Origin of the sequence: Pantoea sp. B550, assembly GCF_024158165.1 — a bacterium.
GTDB classification, from domain to species: Bacteria; Pseudomonadota; Gammaproteobacteria; order Enterobacterales; family Enterobacteriaceae; genus Pantoea; species Pantoea alfalfae.
Genome location: NZ_JAMYXI010000003.1, coordinates 194994 through 215408, shown reverse-complemented (window position 1 = coordinate 215408; position 20415 = coordinate 194994). Strand labels below are relative to the sequence as shown.

Genomic DNA, 20415 nt, shown 5'->3' with positions numbered 1-20415 from the left:
ATACGCCTTTCGCAAAGACGCTAAAGACGCCATCCCAGGCATGCTCAGCGCGGGCGATTACGCACCTCATCCCTGAGGTGCGCCCGTAAACGGGCCAACGCGTTGCGTTGTTCAAAAACGCTCCCGGCGTTTTTGTCCATGGCCCGCGATGCTTTGCTACAGGCGTATACTCCCATCGCTTTACGTTTTGAGCCGTCTGAAAGAAGCGGCTCGTTCAGAGTAAATTAACGCGGAGACGGAATCGCCGTTCCCCAGGTACGCCACTCTTTCGGCGCTTCATCCTGCAGCAGGAAATGTTTATCCGGGTTCGCCTGTGGCGCCAGCGGCACCGTTGGTGGCGTCGCAAACTGAATACCGCCGCGAATAAACTGCTGGAAGGTCCCGGTTTTCACCACGCCGCCCACCAGACCGAAGTCGAGGTTGTATCCGGACGCCAGCCAGAACACCGAATTGTTCCGCACCAGATGCTGGTACTTCTTACTGATGCGAAGGGCGATCTGCACGCGGTCGGCCATATTACCCAGTGACGTGCCGGTGACGGTACCCACTTCCACACCCCGGAACAGCACCGGCGTACCCAGCGACAGTGAACCGGCCTCAGTGGCATCAACATAAATGTTCAGGCCATTCAGGTAGCGCGAATCGGTAATGGTGCTTTCCTGCAATTCAAAGGTGCGTGCAGCACCGCCTTTGCCCGGATCAACGTTGACGTACGGCTGTAACAGGGTCTCCAGATGATTTACACCCGTAGCGGAAATCTCCGGTGAAACCACTGAGAAACGGCTGCCGAGGCGGGCAAAATCATTCACATATTCAGGGTAGAGTACGGCTTTCGCCACGACCTGATTGTTATCTTTGCTTAACGACAGTGACTCCACCTGACCGACGTTGATACCCAGATAACGAATCGGCATCCCGGCAGAGAGCTTGCTGGCGTCATAGGTGTGCAGCGTAATCTGACTGCCCACCGCGCGGGCGGCGGTTTCAGAGGAGTAGAGCATGCGTTTAGCCCCTTTGACCGACTGCGCACCACTCATATTGTCGAAGCTGATTGCGCCTTTCAGCGCACGGTTAAGGGGCGATGCCTGCACCGTCAGACCGCTGCCGTTAAGGCTGACGCGTGCGCCACCCTCAGCCCAGAACACGCTTTCGCTGGTCAGCAGCTTGCGATACTCCGGCTGAATATGCACCGCAATATCAAAAGCGTCAGCGCGCGGCGTCACTTTGACAATCTCGCCCACCTGGAATTTACGGTAAAGCACGACCGAACCGGCCTGTACGTCAGGCAGGCTGTTGGCGGTCAGCATCAGCGTCGTGGACGGGCCATCGCCGGTAATGCCTTCGTCCGCTTTTTCAGCATCGGCAAACAGCGGATAGGCGCTTTTTGGCTCGCCTTTTTTGCCCGGCTCCAGCCGGATGCCGCCATCTACCCACTCGCGGGCGCTGGCACCTAATACCTGCATGCCATCAAGACCGAACTTCACATCGAGGCGACTGTTGACGATAAATTTGCTGTCGCCATGCACCAGATTGCGATTTTCAGGATTGACCGCGACGACGAAATTGACGCCATTTTCATCCAGCGAACGTGACATGACCTGACCAATCTGCATACCGTGCAGCATCAGCGGCTGGCCCTGATCGATGCCGTAGCTCTCTGGTGCGCTGAGTTTGACCGTGAGTACGTTGGGTTTCTGCAGCAGTGTCTCATTCGACGCCAGCACGGTGAAGTGCTGCTGCGGCTCGCCTTCACCCGGCACCAGTTCCAGCGTATTACCGGTCAGCAGCGCGCTGAGGCTGGTATCGGTCAGGCTGATTTTCGGGCTGTGCATTTCGATGCGGGTACCGCTGCGCATCAGTCCAACCACAGAAGGATCAATCGTCAGCTCGCCGGTCACCTTGCCGCCATCCAGCAGGTTCAGTTTAGTCAGCGTACCCACCTCCAGGCCCTGGTACATCAGCGGGGTGCTGCCGGCCTTGAGATTTTTACCATCAGGCAGGTCAAGCGTGATTTGCACGCCGCGCTGGCTGTGCGCCAGATCGGGATAGAGCCGGTAGTTCTGCTCCGCTTTGGCGGTTTCCGCCCCCTGCGGTGAGTCAAACGCAATCGCGCCATTGACCAGCGCCGCCAGACTCTCCAGCTGCACTTTAGCGCCGCTCAGGCTGACGTCCGCATTGACGCCCGACACGTTCCAGAAGCGGCTGTTGGTCTTCACCAGATTAATAAAGCGACGCTCAATCAGCACATCAATTGCCACGCCATCGGCCTTATTATCAATACTGTAGTCATAGACCCGACCAACCGGAATTTTACGGTAGTAGACCAGCGAGCCAGTGTTGAGAGAGCCAAGATCGGGCGCATGCAGATGGATCATCAATTCGCCGGTATTGACCCGGTATTTCGGTTGCGTATCCAGCGCGGTAAACGCCTCGCTGGGTTTACCTTTACCCGGCATCATCCCGATATAGTTACCGCCGACCAGCGCATCCAGACCCGAGACGCCCGCCAGTGAGGCTTTGGGCGTCACCAGCCAGAACTGAGTATCCTCACGCAGCGCGTCGCGCATGTCGCTCTTGATGCTGGCTTTAATCTGGATTCTACGATAGTCGTCGCTGAGATTAATGCCCTGCACGGTGCCCACTTCTACGCCCTGATAACGGATCGGGGTACGACCCGGCACGATACCATCCGCCGTCTGAAAATTGATGGTGATGGTGGTGCCGCGCTCCTGATAATTAGTCCAGAGCAGCCAGCAGGCGATCAGCATCGCAATGACCGGCAGCAGCCAGAAGGGCGAAATTTTGCGCTTATTACGCAGCGTTGCGTTAGTCGGTGTAGTCGGCGTTTCCTGTTGCATGTGCATCCCAGAGCAGGCGGCTGTCCAGCCACTCAACAGACATAATGGTCAGGATGACGGCCGCGCCAAAAAACAGCGCAGCCGGTCCCATGGTAAAAGCCAGCAGCTGATCACGGTTGACCAGCGACATGGTTAACGAAATGACAAACAGATCGAGCATGGACCAGCGGCCAACCCAGGTCACAAACCGCAGCAACCGGATGCGGGTTCTCAGTCCCTGTTCACAGCGGAAATGAATGCTAAGCAGCAGCGTCAGCATGACCAGTACCTTGGTAAAGGGCACCAGAATACTGGCGATAAACACAATCGCTGCCACCGGAATATTGCCTTCACCCAGCCCCAGGATGCCGGAGAAGATGGTGTCCTCGCGCCGTGAACCGTTCAGGTAAACCACGGAAATAGGCAGCAGATTCGCAGGGATCAAGAACACAATCGACGCGATCAGCGCAGCCCAGGATTTCTGCAGGCTGTGGCGGCGACGGAAGTCGAGCGGCGTATGGCAGCGCGGGCAGCGGCCCCGTTCATCAGCGATGCCGGTGTTATGACAGTTGAGGCAGACCTGCATGTCGTCACGGGCCATATTGCCGGGGCTTTGCGGGTAGAAATGCTCCCACAGCTGTTCCATATTCAGATGGATCATGGTCAGCACGCTCAGCACCGTCAGGGCAATGTAGGCCGCCAGCCCATAGCCAATCTCCAGCGAAGCATAGTCCTGCACCTTGATGGATGCCACGGCGATGCCGACCAGGTAAATATCGAGCATTACCCACTCTTTGAGCTTCTCCAGCATGATCAATACGGGCCGCAGGTTCATGCCCAGACGATGACCAATACCGAGATAACAGATGCCGGCGACCAGCGTTACCGGCGCACCGATAGTGCAGAAGGCCACCATCGAAGCGGTCAGCACATCACCCTGCTGAGTCATCTGAATCACCCCTTCCAGCACGCTGGCATTAATGCGCATACCCAGCAGCCGGATATCCACCAGCGGCAGGGAAAAAGCGAAGGGCATTAACACGATCATGGTGGCGGCCATGGCCATCAGTCGGGTCATTGGCCAGTCGCGTCCACTGAGAATCTCAGCGTTGCAGCGCGGGCAGTGTGCCGACTGATGCGTTTTCACATCCGGTAAGGAAAAAAGGGTATCGCATTGCGGGCAACGCTGATAACGTGCGTGAGGCAATGTCTGGCTGATAGCGTGAATTTTCATAGGGTGATGCAATTTTCGCTCTTCAGAGGGAACAGATATTGGTCATTAAGACATTGTCTGTGTGCCTGTCTCGGGCATCACGCTTCGATCCACAGAATGCTAAGGGTATAGCAACTAACGCTATGATTCACCTTGTGGCTCTGGATATTTAAAACTTATTTTTAACGAACGGTCTCTATTGCCCCGTTCAGATGTCATTGGTAACGGTTAAATAATGAACAAAACTGCCTTTTACGCCGATTTGAATCGCGATATGCGCGCCTTGCTGGCGGGAGAAACGGCGTTCCTCGCCGCAATGGGAAACTTTAGCGCGCTGCTGTACGAACGTCTCGATGGCGTGAACTGGGCAGGTTTCTATCTGCTTACGGAAGCCGATACGCTGGTGCTTGGCCCGTTCCAGGGGAAAATCGCCTGTGTGCGCATTCCGGTCGGTAAAGGTGTGTGTGGCACGGCGCTGGCAGAAGAAAAAGTGCAACGAGTCGATGATGTGCATGCTTTCCCGGGCCATATCGCCTGTGACGCTGCCAGTAATGCTGAGATTGTGATTCCTCTGAAAGTGAATGGCACTGTGGTTGGGGTGCTGGACATCGATAGCGTGGAGTACAATCGCTTTGACAGCGACGACGAATCGGGGCTGGTCAAACTGACTGATGGGCTTTGTGAAGTGCTTGCGAACAGCGACTTAGAAAAATATCTGCAGCTGACGCGCAGCTAATCGACTGGATCACATGGCATTTAGCGATGTTGTCATTATAATGTCGCCTGTTCATGCCTGCGCTGGTCGGCAAACCCGTTGTAATCAGGAAATTTCATGGAAAATCAACCTAAGTTGAATAGCAGTAAAGAAGTCATCACTTTTCTGGCGGAGCGCTTTCCGCACTGCTTTAGCGCTGAAGGTGAAGCGCGTCCGCTCAAAATCGGTATCTTTCAGGATCTGGTCGAGCGTGTTCAGGGCGAAATGGGTCTGAGCAAAACACAGCTGCGTTCCGCGCTGCGTCTCTATACGTCAAGCTGGCGTTATCTGTACGGCATCAAAGCCGGTGCGATTCGTGTCGATCTCGACGGTAACGCCTGTGGCGTGCTGGATGAGCAACACGTTGAGCATGCACGTAAGCAACTGGAAGAAGCGAAAGCACGCGTCCAGGCGCAGCGTGACCAGCAGCGTGCTGCACGTCGTGAAGCGGGTGAAAGCGAAGAGGGCGCGGCACCGCGTCGTCCACGCAAGCCCGCGCCACGTAAGCCCGCAGAAGGCGATGCTGCGCGTAAACCACGTCCGCAGACGACTGCACCGCGTGCGACCGCCTTACAGCATCGCAAGCCAGCCCCACGTCCGGAGCAGGAAGCCCGACCCATCACTGATACCTCAACTTTGCAACCCGGCCAGAGTATTAAAGTTAAAGCAGGCAAAAGTGCGATGGACGCTACCGTTCTTGAAGTATCAAAAGACGGCGTTCGGGTCCAGCTCGCTTCCGGCATGGCAATGATTGTGCGCGCAGAACACTTGCAGTTCTGAAACGGAGGCTAACCCCGGCATGAACACCCTTTTTAAAGTTGGACTTATTGCGGGCCTGCTCTTAGCAGGCCCAACCTTCGGCGCAGAGAATATTACCCGCGCCGATCAGATTCCCCAGCTTCACGAAGACCCGCAGGATCCGACGGTCAGTGAGCGCGTCACCTCGCGCTTTACCCGTTCCCACTACCGCCAGTTCGATCTGGATCAGAACTTTTCAGCGAAAATTTTTGATCGCTACCTGAACATGCTCGACTACAGCCACAATGTGCTGCTGGCGTCAGATGTGGCGCAGTTTGCCAGCAAAAAAACCACCGTCGGCGATGAGCTGCGCAGTGGCAAGCTGGATCTCTTTTACGATATTTATAATCTGGCGCAGAAACGCCGTTTTGAGCGCTATCAGTATGCGCTGACGGTGCTGGCGCGTCCGATGAATTTCAGCGGCAATGACACAATCGACATTGACCGCGCCAAAGCGCCCTGGCCGAAAGATCAGGCTGAACTCAATGCGCTCTGGGATGCCAAGGTCAAATATGACCAGCTGAGTCTGAAGCTGGCGGGCAAAGACGATAACGAGATCCGCGACGTTCTGACCAAGCGTTACAACTTTGCTATCCGTCGTCTGGCCCAGAGCAACGGTGAAGATGTTTTCCAGCTGGTGATGAACGCGTTCGCCCGCGAAATCGATCCGCACACCAGCTATCTGTCGCCGCGTAACACTGAGCAGTTCAACACCGAGATGAGCCTGTCACTGGAAGGCATCGGTGCGGTACTGCAGATGGATGACGACTACACCGTGATCAACTCGATGGTCGCAGGTGGCCCGGCCGCGAAGAGCAAAGCCATTACCGTTGGCGATCGCATCGTCGGTGTTGGTCAGCCAGGCAAGCCGATGGAAGATGTGATTGGCTGGCGTCTGGATGATGTCGTGGCAAAAATTAAAGGACCCAAGGGCAGCAAAGTGCGCCTGGAAGTTCTGCCCGCCGGTAAGGGTACTAAAACCCGTACTGTGACGCTGACGCGTGAGAAAATCCGTCTTGAAGATCGCGCGGTTAAACTGACCATCAAAAATGTCGGCAAGCAGAAAGTGGGCGTGCTCGATATTCCTGGTTTCTATGTCGGCCTCACCGACGACGTGAAAGTACAGCTGCAGAAACTGCAGAAACAGAACGTCGATAGCGTCGTGATCGATCTCCGTACCAACGGCGGTGGTGCGCTAACCGAAGCGGTCTCGCTTTCCGGCCTGTTTATCCCGAGTGGTCCGGTGGTGCAGGTTCGCGACAATAATGGTCGGGTGCGTGAAGACAGTGATAACGACGGCGTGGTCTACTACAAAGGTCCGCTGGTGGTGCTGGTCGATCGCTTCAGCGCCTCCGCCTCTGAGATCTTTGCTGCTGCGATGCAGGACTATGGTCGTGCAGTGATTGTCGGCGAGCCAACCTTTGGTAAAGGCACCGTTCAGCAGTATCGCTCGCTGAACCGCATTTACGATCAGATGCTGCGTCCGGAGTGGCCAGCGTTAGGCTCCGTTTCTTATACGATCCAGAAGTTCTATCGCATTAACGGCGGCAGTACACAGCGTAAAGGCGTCACGCCGGATCTGCTGATGCCAACCGGCGTTGAAGCGGCTGAAACCGGTGAGAAATTTGAAGATAACGCGCTGCCGTGGGACAGCATCAAAGCGGCAACCTATACCAAAACCGGTGATGTTAAACCGCTGGTTGCGCAGCTGACGAAGCAGCATGCGGACCGTATCGCTCAGGATCGCGAGTTCCAGTACATCATGAAGGACATTGCCCGTTACAATGCCCTGAAAGATAAGCGCAATATCGTGTCACTCAATCTTGCCCAGCGCGAGAAAGAGAACCACGAAGATGATGCGTCACGACTGGAGCGAATCAACGCGCGCTATCAGGCCGAAGGCAAAAAACCGCTGAAAAACCTGGATGAGCTGCCGAAAGATTATAAAGAGCCGGATCCCTATCTCGACGAGACGGTGAAGATCGCGAACGATCTTGCGCAACTGGAGAAATCCCAGCCAGAGGCGCCAGCGGCGAAATAATCCGCTGTTGCCAGAAAAAGCACCGCTCAGCGGTGCTTTTTTTTGTACTCAGAAAAGTTTCCAGTAAGCAATGATTAGCGCTGGTGAAGGTGCCTGAAGGCTGGGCTACTCATCAGGCGTGTCAGAATGTAAAGTTATGTCTTTTTAGGCACTTAAACGTTAAGGTCGCTTGAAAAGCCGCCCAATGCTCATAGGATATGTATCCGCGTATAGGCGCGTGAACTACTGAGGAAGATTAACAAAAATGATGCGTATTGCTCTTTTCCTGATGACCAACCTGGCTGTGATGTTGGTATTCGGGCTGATTCTCAGCCTGACAGGGATCCAGTCAAGCAGTGTTCAGGGCCTGATGATCATGGCAGGCCTGTTTGGCTTCGGCGGTGCGTTTGTTTCACTGCTGATGTCGAAGTGGATGGCGCTGCGTTCGGTTGGCGGTGAAGTGATTGAACAGCCACGCAATGAAACCGAGCGCTGGCTGGTGGATACCATTGGCCGTCAGGCCCAACAGGCGGGCATTGCGATGCCACAGGTCGCGATCTATCACGCACCTGATATCAATGCCTTTGCGACTGGTGCGCGTCGTAACGCCTCACTGGTGGCTGTCTCAACCGGTCTGTTGCAGAACATGAGCCGTGATGAGGCGGAAGCGGTGCTGGCGCACGAAGTGTCGCACATCGCCAACGGTGACATGATCACCATGACGCTGATCCAGGGGGTGGTGAACACCTTCGTGATTTTCGTTTCACGTATTCTGGCACAGATTGCGGCGGGCTTTATGTCCGGCAACCGTGATGGCGAAGAGAGCAGCAACGGCAATCCGTTGGTCTACTTTGCGGTGTCGATGGTGCTGGAGCTGGTATTTGGTATTCTTGCCAGCATCATCACCATGTGGTTCTCGCGTCATCGTGAGTTCCACGCCGATGCCGGTTCAGCGAAGCTGGTCGGTCGTGAGAAGATGATTGCGGCGTTGCAGCGCCTGAAAACCAGCTACGAACCACAGGAGCCGAGCAGCATGCTGGCATTCTGTATCAACGGTAAAGGTAAATCATTCAGCGAGCTGTTTATGTCGCATCCGCCGTTAGATAAGCGTATTGAAGCCCTGCGCAGCGGTCAGTATCTGAAGTAGCGTTAAGCAGAGCAAAAAAGGCGACCCGCGGGTCGCCTTTTCTGTTTAGAAACCATAATCAGACTGCCTCTGACAGCAATATCTTAGCTCAACATGCAGGGAACCCGGGCAGAGGAGGAAAGCGTCCCGCGCCAGGACAAAAACGCCGGGAGCGTTTTTAAACAACGCAACCGTTGGACCGTTTACGGTCGCACCTCAGGGATGAGGTGCGCAATGGTGCGGGACGACCGTCATGGATGACAGAAGTCTTTCCGAGCTGACCGGGTTCCCTGTGAAGGCCCGGCCTGACAGCGAATCGGCTCACCCTCTGCCAGGTGGGTCGCCTTTTCTGTTTCTGCCATCAGGCGCGGGTCTGCGTCATCCGCGACACACTGACCAGTGCGGCCACGGCGGCAAAGCTGCCCGCCAGCAGCAGCGAAACGTGCGTCCCACGTTCATTAAACAGATTAAACATCAGTGCGACCAGCGCGGCACCCATACTCTGTCCCAGCAGGCGCGCAGTACCCAGCATGCCGCTGGCACCGCCACTGCGATTACGTGGCGCGGAGGTGACAATCGTGTGGTTGTTGGGTGACTGGAACAGCCCGAAACCGGCACCGCACAGCATCATGCGCCAGATAATATCGCCATCATCCGGATTTACCGGCAGCCACGCGAGCAGGAACAGTCCCAGCGCGAACATCGCCAGTCCAATTCCCCCCAACAGCCCGGCATGCACCCGTTCAATCAGGCGGCCGGCAATCGGCGCAAATACCATCGTTGCCAGCGGCCAGGGCGTCAGCAACAGACCGGTTGCCACCTCATTACGCTGCAGGACGTTCTGCAGAAAGAAGGGCAGTGAAACCATCGCCAGCATCTGGGCGCAGAACGAACAGACCGACGTCCCCATCGACAGGCTGAAAATCGGGATACGCAGCAGATCAACCGGCAGCAGCGGCACCGCCATGTTGAGCTGACGACGAATAAAGAACCAGCCAATGACCAGCAGCGCAATGACCTCGGAGAGCACCAGCAGATGACTCTGTCCCTGAGCAAAGCCGCTCAGCGCGGAGATGATCAGACCAAAGAACAGGGCATTCATGATCGCGCTGGGCACATCGAATTTTTGTGTTGTGGCTTTCTGCGGGTTATCAGGCAGCGTTCGCAGCGCCAGCCAGAGCGCAATGGCACCCAGCGGAACATTAATCAGAAACAGCCATTTCCAGCTGGCGACCGAGAGTATTGCTGCCGCTACCGTCGGCCCTGCCGCAGTTGACACCGCCACCACCAGCGAGTTGATCGCCATACCGCGTCCCAGATACCGCTGTGGATAGATAATGCGTATCAGCGCGGTATTCACACTCATCAGCGCCGCGCCGCCCAGGCCCTGCAGCACACGGGCAAAGGTCAGCATGGTTAGCGTGGTCGAAAAGGCGCAGAACAATGATGTCGCAATAAACAGTGCCAGGCCTGCCTGGTAGACGCGGCGGTAGCCCAGCATATCGCCCAGAAACGAGAGCGACAGCAGCGAGACGATAATCGCAATCTGATAAGCATTCACAATCCAGATCGACTGCGCCGGGCTGGCATTCAGCTCACGCGATATGGTCGGTAACGCTACATTGGCAATCGCGCCGTCTAACACCGCCATGGTCAGGCCCAGCGCAATGGTAACGATGGCCATATAGCGCTGACGCGTGGGTAATCCATCCTGAGGAGGAGAGCGTGTCATAAGTTAATTACTAAAGAGGGTGAATATCATCATGCTAATGAAATAAGCGCGGAAAAGCAGCGTCCGGACAAATAAAAAACTGTCTTAAAATATGACTCAATGGTTAAAGCATTGCTGCCGACCTGTGCGTCACTCTATACTGACAGTCCGTTCCATTTTTTTTGAAACAGATTTAACAAGGTGCGCGATGTCCTCTGCTGAAAATGATAAACAGCCCGATTCCGTCTCTTCAGTGCTTAAAGTATTTGGCATTTTGCAGGCGCTGGGTGAAGAGCGCGATCACGGTATTACCGAGCTTGCGCAGCGCGTGATGATGTCAAAAAGCACCGTCTACCGTTTTCTGCAGACCATGAAGTCGCTGGGCTATGTCACGCAGGAAGGTGAAAGCGAGAAGTATTCACTGACGCTGAAGCTGTTTGAACTGGGTGCCAAAGCGCTACAGAACGTCGATTTAATCCGCAGCGCGGATGTGCAGATGCGCGAGCTGTCGCGTCTGACCAAAGAGACGATTCACCTTGGGGCGCTGGAAGAGGACAGTATTGTCTACATCCATAAAATCGACTCGCTTTACAATCTACGCATGTATTCGCGCATTGGCCGCCGCAACCCGCTGCATACCACCGCAATTGGTAAAGTCCTGCTCGCCTGGCGCGATCGCAGCGATGTTGAGGAAATTCTGCGGGATGTGGAGTTCAAACGCAGCACGGCCAATACGCTGCTGAGCGCGGAGGCGTTGATCACGACGCTGGATCAGGTCAGAGTGCAGGGTTATGGCGAAGATAATGAAGAGCAGGAAGAGGGGCTACGCTGCCTTGCCGTGCCAGTGTTTGATCGGTTTGGCGTAGTGATTGCGGGACTCAGTATCTCATTTCCCACCATTCGTTTTTCAGAAGATGCCCGCCAGGATTATGTGGCGATGTTGCATCGGGCGGCCCGCACGCTCTCAGCAGAAATGGGCTATCACGACTACCCATTCTGAACAAAGCGGGCCATCCGGCCCGCTTTATCACTAGTTATCGATCACTTCTCCGCTTTTCTTCAGCAACGGACAATCCGTCACGCCCACCACGCCACTGTCGGTATGCAGATACTGCGCGTTGATGACGCCGCGAGCGGTAAGATAGCTGCACTGCAGGCCAAGTCCGGCGGCATTTTTAGTACTGCCGGTTAACACGCCATAGCCGGTAAGCAGCATTGCCAGCCAGATCACCGCCAGCAGGCCTATTGTGCGAATAAACAGTTTCATTGTGTCTCCTTGTGAAAGATAACTCAGCGCGCCACCTGGTGCTGCCGGTTATGATGATACCAGCATGCCTCGCTTTTCTGACGGGATCGATCAGAGATAACTGAAACGGCAAATTCTGCATTGATGTATCTCCCATTATCTTTTGCGATGGCTACAGGTAGAATGAGCGGTTGTTTAATTTCCACTGAGTTTTACGAGGCAGTTATGAATGAGTTAGCCGCAAATTCGGGCCCCCTGGTCAGCTATGGCCTGCTGGTCATTATTTTGATTGTGGCGTTTATCGCCTGGTTCTTTGTAAACCGGGCCAGCGTGCGCGCGGGTGAGCAGATCCGTTTACTGGAATCCTTACTTGAAGAGCAGAAGAAACAGAATCAGCTGCTGCGCCGTCTGATTGAGATGCAGCCTGGGGCAGAAAGTAAAAAAACCGAAGACGATCGGGAAAAGCGCGACTTTATCCGGTTAATCCCGGAACGTTAATCACACCAGAGAGACGGAATGGCCTGGAAAAATCCGTGGTATGACAGCAGCAAAGCGCACCACACGCCCGAGGGATTTCGTAATCCTGAACCGGAACAGCGCAGGCCGGGTGACCTGAAACGCTGGCGCAGGGAGCGCAAAGCACTGGGGCTACCAATACCCCCACAACAGGGTTATGCGGCGTTCACCAGGCAATGGTGGCAGCCCGCGGATATCAGCGGCAGTGACGATCGTATCTGGTGGCTCGGACATGCTGCCGTACTGTTACGGCTTAAGGGACAATATATCCTGATCGATCCGGCACTCGGCTCACGCGCCTCGCCGCTGGCGTTTGCGGGGCCACAGCGTAAAACACCCGCACCCATCAGCATCGCTGATCTGCCACGGCTTGATGTCGTGCTGATTTCACACAACCATTACGACCATCTGGATAAACCGACGGTTAAAGCGATTATCCGGCATTTTCCGCAGGCGACCTTTATTGTGCCGCTGGGACTGGCGAAATGGTGCAGAGCGCAGGGCGTAAATCAGGTGCACCAGCTCGATTGGTGGCAGCAGGTAACGCTCGGTAATCTCTGTTTTGATGCGGTGCCAGCCCGTCACTGGAGTATGCGAACCCCATGCGATCGCAACCGTTCACTCTGGTGCGGTTGGGTCGTACGCTCTGCCTCACTGCGTTTCTGGTTTTCTGGCGACAGTGGCTACAGTGACCGCCTGCAGGAGATTCCGGCCCGGCTTGGCCCGTTCAGCGTGACTGCGTTACCGATTGGCGCGTATGCACCTAAATGGTTCATGGCAAGCCAGCACATGGATCCCGATCAGGCGGTGGCGTTATGGCAGGCAGCAGGCAGGCCATTGACGCTGCCTATTCACTGGGGCGTGTTTGAACTGGCCGATGAGTCGCTGGATGCGCCACCACAGGAACTGGCGAATGCGCTACAGCGGGCAGACGAACATAATGGCCGCTTCGCCCCCTGGCGAATAGGCGAAGGTCGCAGTCTGAATAATTTCAGCCAGGAATAATCCTAAAGCCTCCGGTGTAAATAAAAGACGGAGGTTTTTATCAGACATCAATCTTTCAAATCGAAAGTTAAATTCTTAATAAGTAAAATCCGCATCCCTGCTTTTATTTGGAGCAAGGCTAATGGCTGGCTCCTGCTTTTGGTGCAAAAAAAACGTTATTTGTACGAAATAAAAGGCGCTGTACAGGATTGACGCCAGATTTTGGATATCTACAACCGTTACCGCTTCGCTTATTCATTTCGCTATTGCCATATTTGTGAAATATTAATTTCTTATGGTATCCATCGGGTTATGCCTGGCAACACAGGCAGGAGCGCGCGCTGGCCGCGCATGGACTTTATTCTCAGACACATTTGTAGACCCCGCGGAACAGGCAATGTGAGCCTTCTGGCAAATATGTGCGCAGGCGCGTCAGGGCTTTAAAAATGGCTTGCCATTATTTTTGGGATATGTGATAACAATTCGTGGGTTAAACGAGGTACAGTTCTGTTTATGCATGGCATCTTCAGTAAAGAAGTACGAGTAAAGACGTTGACGTTGAATACCGCTTCCTTGCCGAACCTTAATTAGTGCCTCATGCAGTAATGTCTCTGGTTTTTCTGTAAGACAGCTTTCGGGCTAAATAAACATCTAAAGGAATTTGCAAAATGGCAAAGATTAAAGGTCAGGTTAAGTGGTTCAACGAGTCTAAAGGTTTTGGTTTTATCACTCCTGCTGACGGCAGCAAAGATGTGTTCGTACACTTCTCTGCTATTCAGGGCAACGGTTTTAAAACCCTGGCTGAAGGCCAGAGCGTTGAGTTCGAAATTCAGGACGGCCAGAAAGGCCCGGCAGCTGTTAACGTCACTGCTATCTGATTCGACTCCGCCTCAGTGCATTGCACCCTGACACGGAATCTTAAAGCCCTGGCTCTACAGCCGGGGCTTTCTTTATGCTTCCGATGCGGAAACGTTAAGGTTACACTGCGCCGCGTTATCTGATGCCGGAGCACCTGATGTCCCTGACTTGCCCTCTTTGTCACTCTCCATTGACCTTTACCGACCGCAGCTGGTGCTGCGAAAACCGCCATCAGTTCGATCAGGCAAAAGAAGGGTATGTCAATCTGCTGCCCGTTCAGCATAAACGGTCACGTGAACCGGGTGACAGTGCAGAGATGATGCAGGCACGACGGGAATTTCTTGAGGCAGGCTATTATCAGCCGCTGCGTGAGCAGGTAGTCAACCTGCTTGCGCCGGTGCTGAATCAGCCAGAGTGTAAAATCCTGGATATCGGCTGCGGTGAAGGGTACTACACCGCAGCACTGGCAGAGGCGGCAGGCGAAGAGGCCCAGATTTATGGGCTGGATGTCGCCCGAATGGCCATCCGGCTGGCAGCAAAGCGTTACCCTGCGGTGCGCTTCTGCGTCGCCTCCAGCCAGCGCTTACCCTTTGCCGATCACTCACTGGATGCGATTGTACGCATCTACGCACCCTGCAACGAAGCGGAACTGGCCCGTGTGCTGAAGCCGGGTGGCCTGGTGCTGACGGTTACCCCAGGCCCGCACCATCTGCAACAGTTCAAAGCGCTGATTTACCGCGAAGTGCAGCTGCATGTGCCAGAGCAGAAAGATTATCCCGGCTTCCGGCAGGTAGCGCAGCATGCCCTGCGCCACCCGATGGCATTAACCGGCGCAGCCGCCACAACCCTGCTGCAGATGACGCCTTTTGCCTGGCGGGCACGTGAAGACGTCTGGCAAACGCTGCAGCAGAGTGAGCTGTTCGGTTGCGATGCGGATTTTACCCTGACAATGTGGCAGCGCGACTAGCGCGCGTCGACCAGCGTATTGTAGATGCGCTCCAGGTCGTCGAGTTGCTGCACGGCAATCAGCAGACGGCGCTGTTCCAGCTGAATGACCAGAATGCCATCCTCAGAAAGATTCATGCCCTGAATCCGCCGGTAATCGATCCAGACGCCGGCGTAAAACAATCCCTCATTCTTCATCAGCAGCGTGGGTTTGCGCAGCCAGAAGAGCCAGAACGCCATAAAACTCAGCACCATCAGCAGTGAGGTGGTGAGCTGCGGGCCATGATGACTGACATTGTTCCACAGCAAAATCAGCAGCAGGCCGATGAAAATCAGACTGTCGAGTTTATGCTGCCTGCGCAGTGTTACCCGTAGGCGGGTCGGCCCGTGCCGACGTGGCAGAATAGCCTCATGGTAAACGGCAAATCCCATCAGGACGGCGACACAACACGCAATCAACGCGTCAGTTAAAGACATCACTTCTACCTCAAACAGGGTGAGCTCAGCCGGTTGTGGCTCAGCTCACCACGCTTAAAAGCCGGGAGCAGAGGCTCCCGGCAGGATGAAATTACAGACCGAGCAGGCCGATCCAGTAACCAAAGATACCGATGGCAAAGAAGCCGACGATAATCCATAGCGCATTCACTTTACGGCGTAACAGCCACATACACCCAAAGGTCAGCAGCAGTGGCACAATGCCTGGCATCAGCTGATCGAGGATCGACTGTACCGTGGTAACAGTGGTTTTGCCGGTAGAGTCAGTAATGCGCGACACCACCAGCGGGATGTTGACGTGCGTCCACTTGTTGACCAGCGCCCCCATGACAAACAGCCCCAGAATCGAGGCGCCCTCCGTGAGCTTCTGCAGAAAACCGCCGCCCATGTCGCTAACGATGTCGATCCCTTTGCGATAGCCATACGCCACGCCGTAGTAGCGGGTCAGCAGACGAGCCAGGTTAAACAGTATAAAGAACAGCAGGGGACCCAGCAGACTGCCGCTCATGGCGATACCGGCACCCAGTGCGGCAAACACCGGACGTACCGTACCCCAGAAGATCGGGTCGCCAACACCGGCCAGCGGTCCCATCAGCCCGACTTTCAGGCCGTTAATCGCACCGTCGTCGATAGGTGCGCCGTTGGCACGCTGCTCTTCCATCGCCATGGTGACGCCCAGTACCGGTGCGGCGACATAGGGATGGGTATTGAAAAACTCCAGATGACGTTTTATCGCCTGCCTGCGCTCATCGTTATTCTCAGGATAGAGACGGCGGATGACCGGCACCATTGAGAAGCAGAAGCCCAGCGCCTGCATACGCTCAAAGTTCCATGAACCCTGGAAAAGGTTAGAGCGCAGAAAGACGGCGCGGACATCACCGGGGGTCAGTTTCTTTTCAACTTTCGTCATATCAACCATGTGATCACCTGTTCCTTAATCGAGTTCGTTATCAAGATCGTTTGCGGTTGCAGCACCTGTGGGTGCTCCCGCCACACGGTTGTATTTCGGGCTGAGCTGAATATAGAGCACTGCCATAACCACGCCAATCACGCCCAGCGCCACCAGGTTAAAGTTGGTGAACGCTGCGGTTACAAAGCCGAGGTAGAAGAACGGCATCAGATAGCCTGCGCGCATCATGTTGATGACCATCGCGTAACCGACCACCACAATCATGCCACCGGCGATATTCAGGCCATTGGTGACCACTTCAGGAATAGAACTCAGCAACGCATGAACGGCACTGGTGCCGACAGAAATCGCCACAATCAGCGCCGGGATGGCGATACGCATTGCCTGTAACAGCAGGGCAGAGACATGAATCCAGGAGATGGCCGTAAGATTGCCTTTCTCGGCGGCTTTATCAGCCGCGTGCTGGAAGGCCACGGTCAGCGTACGCACGATAATGGTCAGCACCTGTCCGGCTGCAGCCAGCGGAATCGCCAGCGCGATACCGGCACCCACACTCTGACCACCAGCGATGACCAGGATTGTCGAGATGATAGAGGCGAGGGCGGCATCAGGGGCAACCGCTGCACCGATGTTCATCCAGCCCAGCGCAATCATCTCCAGCGTACCGCCGATGATAATACCGGTTTTCATATCACCCAGTACGATACCAATCAGCGTACAGGCGACAAGCGGACGGTGAAACTGGAACTCATCCAGAATTGACCCCATACCGGCAATACAGGCGACAATAAAAATCAAAATAATTTGTAGCGAGGTTATTTCCATCATACTTCTTGTCCTCAGCAGGTTAATCAGGAGCCCGGAAACGCAGGCGCAGAAGTGCTTCTGTTACGCGTTTACTTTCGCAATCAGATCCATCATTTTCAGTTTTTGATCGCTGGAAACTTTACGCACTTCCAGTTCAATATTACGTTCATTGAGTTTGCGGAATGCGGCAATATCTTTCTCATCAACCGAGACCGCATTATTGACCTGGGTTTTCCCCTGGCGGAACGCCATACCACCGATGTTGACCGTTTTAATATCGACACCCTGTTCAACTACGCGCAGGACATCGGTAGGGTTGGTAAACAGCAGCATGACGCGATCCTGACCATACTTCGGGTTGTTCCATACCCGGACCATTTTGTCGACATCCACCACATGAGCCGTCACGCCGGGCGGCGCGACCTGCGTCAACAGGGTTTTGCGCACATGATCGTTGGCCACTTCATCGCTGACCACAATAATACGCTGAACGTTTGTCTCTTTAGTCCAGCGCGTCGCGACCTGCCCATGAATCAGACGATCATCAATGCGCGCCAGCCCGATTTTCATGTGATCCCCGGGGGCCATCGGCTTAGCTGGTTGCGCCGCCGCGGCCGGTTTCTCAGCAGCCGGTGTCGGTGCTTCTTCTTTGGCTTTCAGGGCTTTGACCCCTTCACGACCGGTCTCCACCGCCACGGCGACCAGTTCGTCAAATCCGGGATCGTCATCGCGCGCCATCAGCGTTTCAACCAGCATCGGAATATTGACCCCGGCAATAACCTCATAGTGTGGCTTGTCGACAACAATGCGGCTGGCCGCATTGAACGGGCTGCCGCCCCAGGTATCGACCAGAAAAAGAACCCCTTTACTGGTATCCAGTTCTGCCAGTCGTGCCTGATATTTTTCAATCAGCGTTTCTGCATTTTCACCGGGGACAAAATCTATCCAGCCGATATTCTCCTGCTCGCCTAAGAGCATTTCTGCTGTTTTCAGCAGTTGTTCCGCTGCCCAGCCGTGTGTACCAATTACAATCGCAATGGTCACGTGCTACCTCCGTTCGCTAGAGATGCTCATCTGAGTAAATGAACTGTATTGAGACATGTTTTGATTATCCGTTTAACCCGGTCATTCGACTTTCTGATATAGCGTCGAAAAAACAGGGGTTAACTTCATCAAGGCGGTAAAGTCGCGATTTATTTTAGTGATCGAAAAAATAAATTATGTGATGTCCGTCAGCTATTCACCCCGTGAAGTGGCGCTTTACCTTTTTTATGCGCCCGATCATCCCTTACAGAGATTGTAAAAATAAGAAAATTTTTTGACGCAATTTGCCGACCTGATACATTAACGTTCTGTTTATTGCTCAGGAGTAACGGGCTTCAGCCCACCTTTATGGATCGTCACCGACGTCGCTTAATCTGTTCTTTGCGCCTGCTGGCGCGTCACCCTTCGCCTCACGGCGTTTTCACCGCTTTCCCGACTACCCGGATGTCACGCTTCGCTGCGCTGACAGGCACCGGCTCGATCTGTTCCCTGCTCTGGAGTCATAAATAATGGAATTTTTATTCGACCCCTCAATCTGGGCGGGTTTACTGACGCTTATCGTGCTGGAAATCGTACTGGGTATCGATAACCTGGTGTTTATTGCCATCCTGGCCGACAAACTGCCGCCAAAGCAGCGTGATAAAGCACGCCTGATCGGCCTGTCGCTGGCGCTGGTGATGCGGCTGGGTTTGCTGTCGCTGATCTCCTGGATCGTCACGCTGACAACGCCTCTCTTCAGCGTAGGCGGTTTCAGCTTTTCCGGACGAGATTTAATCCTGCTGTTCGGTGGTTTCTTTCTGTTGTTTAAAGCGACCATGGAGCTACACGAGAGGCTGGAGAACCGTCAGCTTGATGGTTCCGCAAATCGCGGATACGCCAGTTTCTGGGCAGTGGTGCTGCAGATTGTGGTGCTGGACGCGGTCTTCTCGCTGGATGCGGTGATTACCGCCGTAGGTATGGTGAATCACCTGCCGGTGATGATGACCGCCGTGGTGATTGCCATGGGGGTGATGCTGCTGGCGTCTAAACCGTTAACCAACTTTGTTAACGCGCATCCGACCGTAGTGGTGCTCTGTCTGAGCTTCCTGTTAATGATCGGTCTGTCGCTGGTGGCAGAAGGCTTTGGTTTCCATATTCCTAAAGGCTACCTCTATGCGGCGATTGGCTTCTCAATTCTGATTGAGCTGTTCAACCAGATTGCACGTCGTAACTTTATTCGCCATCAGTCAAATCGTCCAATGCGTGAGCGTACCGCAGAGGCCATTCTGCGCCTGATGGGCGGCCGTAATCGTGCGCTGGCATCCAGCAATGGCAATAGCAGCGGTAACACCAGCACCAGTGAAGAGTCTGCGCTGACGGAAGCGATGCCGCAGGAAGCGTTTAAAGATGAAGAGCGTTACATGATTAATGGTGTGCTGACCCTGGCTTCCCGCTCGATTCGCAGCATTATGACGCCGCGCGGTGATATCTCCTGGGTCGATGCGAATCGTCCGGTGGATGAGATTCGCGGTCAGCTGCTGGATACGCCTCACAGCCTGTTCCCGGTCTGCCGGGGTGAACTGGATGAAATTGTTGGCGTGGTGCGCGCCAAAGAGCTGCTGGTGGCGCTGGAGCAGGGTGTTGATGTGGCGACCTTCGCGGCGAATACACCGACCATTGTGGTGCCGGAGACGCTGGATCCGATCAACCTGCTTGGCGTGCTGCGTCGTGCTAAAGGCAGCTTCGTGATCGTCACCAATGAGTTTGGCGTGGTGCAGGGTTTGATTACGCCGCTGGACGTGCTGGAAGCGATTGCGGGTGAATTCCCGGATGAAGACGAAACGCCTGATATTGTTGCAGATGGCGATGGCTGGTTAGTGAAAGGCGGAACCGATCTGCACTCGCTGCAGCAGTTACTCGACTTCCATGAGCTGGTCGATCCGACAGAAGATCACGCCTCGCTGGCGGGCCTGCTGATTGAACAGAAAGGGCAGTTACCGCTTCCTGGCGAGGTGATTGATATTACGCCGCTGCACTTCCAGATTATCGAAGCGACGGATTACCGTATCGATCTGGTGCGTGTCACCAAAGATAAACCGCATGACGAAGAGGAAGAGGGTTAACGCTTCCCGTTGTTGCTGAGGCGCTGCCGGTATTACCGGCCGCGCTGAA

Annotated in this window: 18 protein-coding genes; 10 read left to right on the top strand and 8 right to left on the bottom strand. The window is 54.7% G+C overall.

Annotation, left to right across the window (positions count from 1 at the left end; genetic code table 11):
- Window positions 1–224 precede the first annotated feature (224 nt).
- Together NIM72_RS04070 and yebS are read right to left on the bottom strand one after the other, a co-directional pair.
- Complete coding sequence (locus NIM72_RS04070; protein ID WP_161733081.1) at window positions 225–2858, bottom strand: PqiB family protein; 2634 nt, start codon at window positions 2856–2858, stop codon at window positions 225–227.
- Window positions 2827–4071 carry a membrane integrity lipid transport subunit YebS gene (gene yebS, locus NIM72_RS04065; RefSeq protein WP_161733079.1) on the bottom strand — a complete coding sequence of 415 codons (1245 nt, stop codon included), beginning with the start codon at window positions 4069–4071 and terminating at the stop codon, window positions 2827–2829. The genes NIM72_RS04070 and yebS overlap by 32 nt, the downstream gene beginning before the upstream one ends.
- Window positions 4072–4285: 214 nt before the next feature.
- Between yebS and NIM72_RS04060 the strand changes: the two genes are divergently transcribed.
- From NIM72_RS04060 to htpX, 4 genes are all read left to right on the top strand, one after another.
- Complete coding sequence (locus NIM72_RS04060) at window positions 4286–4786, top strand: GAF domain-containing protein (RefSeq protein ID WP_161733077.1); 501 nt, start codon at window positions 4286–4288, stop codon at window positions 4784–4786.
- Window positions 4787–4882: 96 nt separating this feature from the next.
- Window positions 4883–5584: an RNA chaperone ProQ gene (proQ, locus tag NIM72_RS04055; RefSeq protein ID WP_253418857.1), complete on the top strand. Its 702-nt coding sequence runs from the start codon at window positions 4883–4885 to the stop codon at window positions 5582–5584.
- 19 nt (window positions 5585–5603) lie between these two features.
- The gene (prc, locus tag NIM72_RS04050) at window positions 5604–7643 is read left to right on the top strand and encodes a carboxy terminal-processing peptidase (RefSeq protein ID WP_161733075.1); all 2040 of its coding nucleotides are present in this window, start codon (window positions 5604–5606) and stop codon (window positions 7641–7643) included.
- A gap of 244 nt (window positions 7644–7887) precedes the next feature.
- Window positions 7888–8769, top strand: coding sequence for a protease HtpX (gene htpX / locus NIM72_RS04045; RefSeq protein ID WP_161733073.1), 882 nt, complete (start codon window positions 7888–7890; stop codon window positions 8767–8769).
- Between the two features lie 340 nt (window positions 8770–9109).
- Here htpX and NIM72_RS04040 read toward each other — a convergent pair whose 3' ends face one another.
- On the bottom strand, window positions 9110–10480 hold the full coding sequence (locus tag NIM72_RS04040) for an MFS transporter (protein ID WP_161733071.1): 1371 nt from the start codon (window positions 10478–10480) through the stop codon (window positions 9110–9112).
- Between the two features lie 187 nt (window positions 10481–10667).
- On the opposite strand from NIM72_RS04040, the gene kdgR reads away from it, so the two are divergent.
- A complete protein-coding gene (gene kdgR / locus NIM72_RS04035) occupies window positions 10668–11459 on the top strand; it encodes a DNA-binding transcriptional regulator KdgR (protein WP_222925382.1) in 792 nt (263 codons plus the stop codon).
- Between the two features lie 30 nt (window positions 11460–11489).
- On the opposite strand, the gene NIM72_RS04030 is transcribed toward kdgR, so the two are convergent.
- The gene (locus tag NIM72_RS04030) at window positions 11490–11726 is read right to left on the bottom strand and encodes a YobH family protein (RefSeq protein WP_253418854.1); all 237 of its coding nucleotides are present in this window, start codon (window positions 11724–11726) and stop codon (window positions 11490–11492) included.
- A gap of 204 nt (window positions 11727–11930) precedes the next feature.
- On the opposite strand from NIM72_RS04030, the gene NIM72_RS04025 reads away from it, so the two are divergent.
- The 4 genes from NIM72_RS04025 to rlmA all read left to right on the top strand — a co-directional run bounded on the left by NIM72_RS04025 (window position 11931) and on the right by rlmA (window position 15030).
- Window positions 11931–12203, top strand: a complete 273-nt coding sequence (locus NIM72_RS04025; protein ID WP_150014979.1) for a YebO family protein — start codon at window positions 11931–11933, stop codon at window positions 12201–12203.
- A gap of 18 nt (window positions 12204–12221) precedes the next feature.
- Window positions 12222–13226, top strand: a complete 1005-nt coding sequence (locus NIM72_RS04020) for an MBL fold metallo-hydrolase (protein ID WP_253418851.1) — start codon at window positions 12222–12224, stop codon at window positions 13224–13226.
- Between the two features lie 647 nt (window positions 13227–13873).
- A complete protein-coding gene (cspE, locus tag NIM72_RS04015; RefSeq protein ID WP_003852684.1) occupies window positions 13874–14083 on the top strand; it encodes a transcription antiterminator/RNA stability regulator CspE in 210 nt (69 codons plus the stop codon).
- A 137-nt stretch (window positions 14084–14220) separates the two neighbouring features.
- Window positions 14221–15030 carry a 23S rRNA (guanine(745)-N(1))-methyltransferase gene (gene rlmA, locus NIM72_RS04010; RefSeq protein WP_253418848.1) on the top strand — a complete coding sequence of 270 codons (810 nt, stop codon included), beginning with the start codon at window positions 14221–14223 and terminating at the stop codon, window positions 15028–15030.
- On the opposite strand, the gene NIM72_RS04005 is transcribed toward rlmA, so the two are convergent.
- The 4 genes from NIM72_RS04005 to manX all read right to left on the bottom strand — a co-directional run bounded on the left by NIM72_RS04005 (window position 15027) and on the right by manX (window position 18264).
- On the bottom strand, window positions 15027–15485 hold the full coding sequence (locus NIM72_RS04005) for a DUF986 family protein (RefSeq protein WP_161733183.1): 459 nt from the start codon (window positions 15483–15485) through the stop codon (window positions 15027–15029). The two genes, rlmA and NIM72_RS04005, sit on opposite strands and share 4 nt — an antisense overlap.
- A gap of 91 nt (window positions 15486–15576) precedes the next feature.
- A complete protein-coding gene (locus NIM72_RS04000; RefSeq protein WP_161733061.1) occupies window positions 15577–16422 on the bottom strand; it encodes a PTS mannose transporter subunit IID in 846 nt (281 codons plus the stop codon).
- A 15-nt stretch (window positions 16423–16437) separates the two neighbouring features.
- On the bottom strand, window positions 16438–17238 hold the full coding sequence (locus NIM72_RS03995) for a PTS mannose/fructose/sorbose transporter subunit IIC (protein WP_033733019.1): 801 nt from the start codon (window positions 17236–17238) through the stop codon (window positions 16438–16440).
- Between the two features lie 63 nt (window positions 17239–17301).
- Window positions 17302–18264 carry a PTS mannose transporter subunit IIAB gene (gene manX, locus NIM72_RS03990; RefSeq protein ID WP_222925383.1) on the bottom strand — a complete coding sequence of 321 codons (963 nt, stop codon included), beginning with the start codon at window positions 18262–18264 and terminating at the stop codon, window positions 17302–17304.
- Between the two features lie 509 nt (window positions 18265–18773).
- Between manX and NIM72_RS03985 the strand changes: the two genes are divergently transcribed.
- Window positions 18774–20366 carry a TerC family protein gene (locus NIM72_RS03985; RefSeq protein WP_161733057.1) on the top strand — a complete coding sequence of 531 codons (1593 nt, stop codon included), beginning with the start codon at window positions 18774–18776 and terminating at the stop codon, window positions 20364–20366.
- Window positions 20367–20415 lie beyond the last annotated feature (49 nt).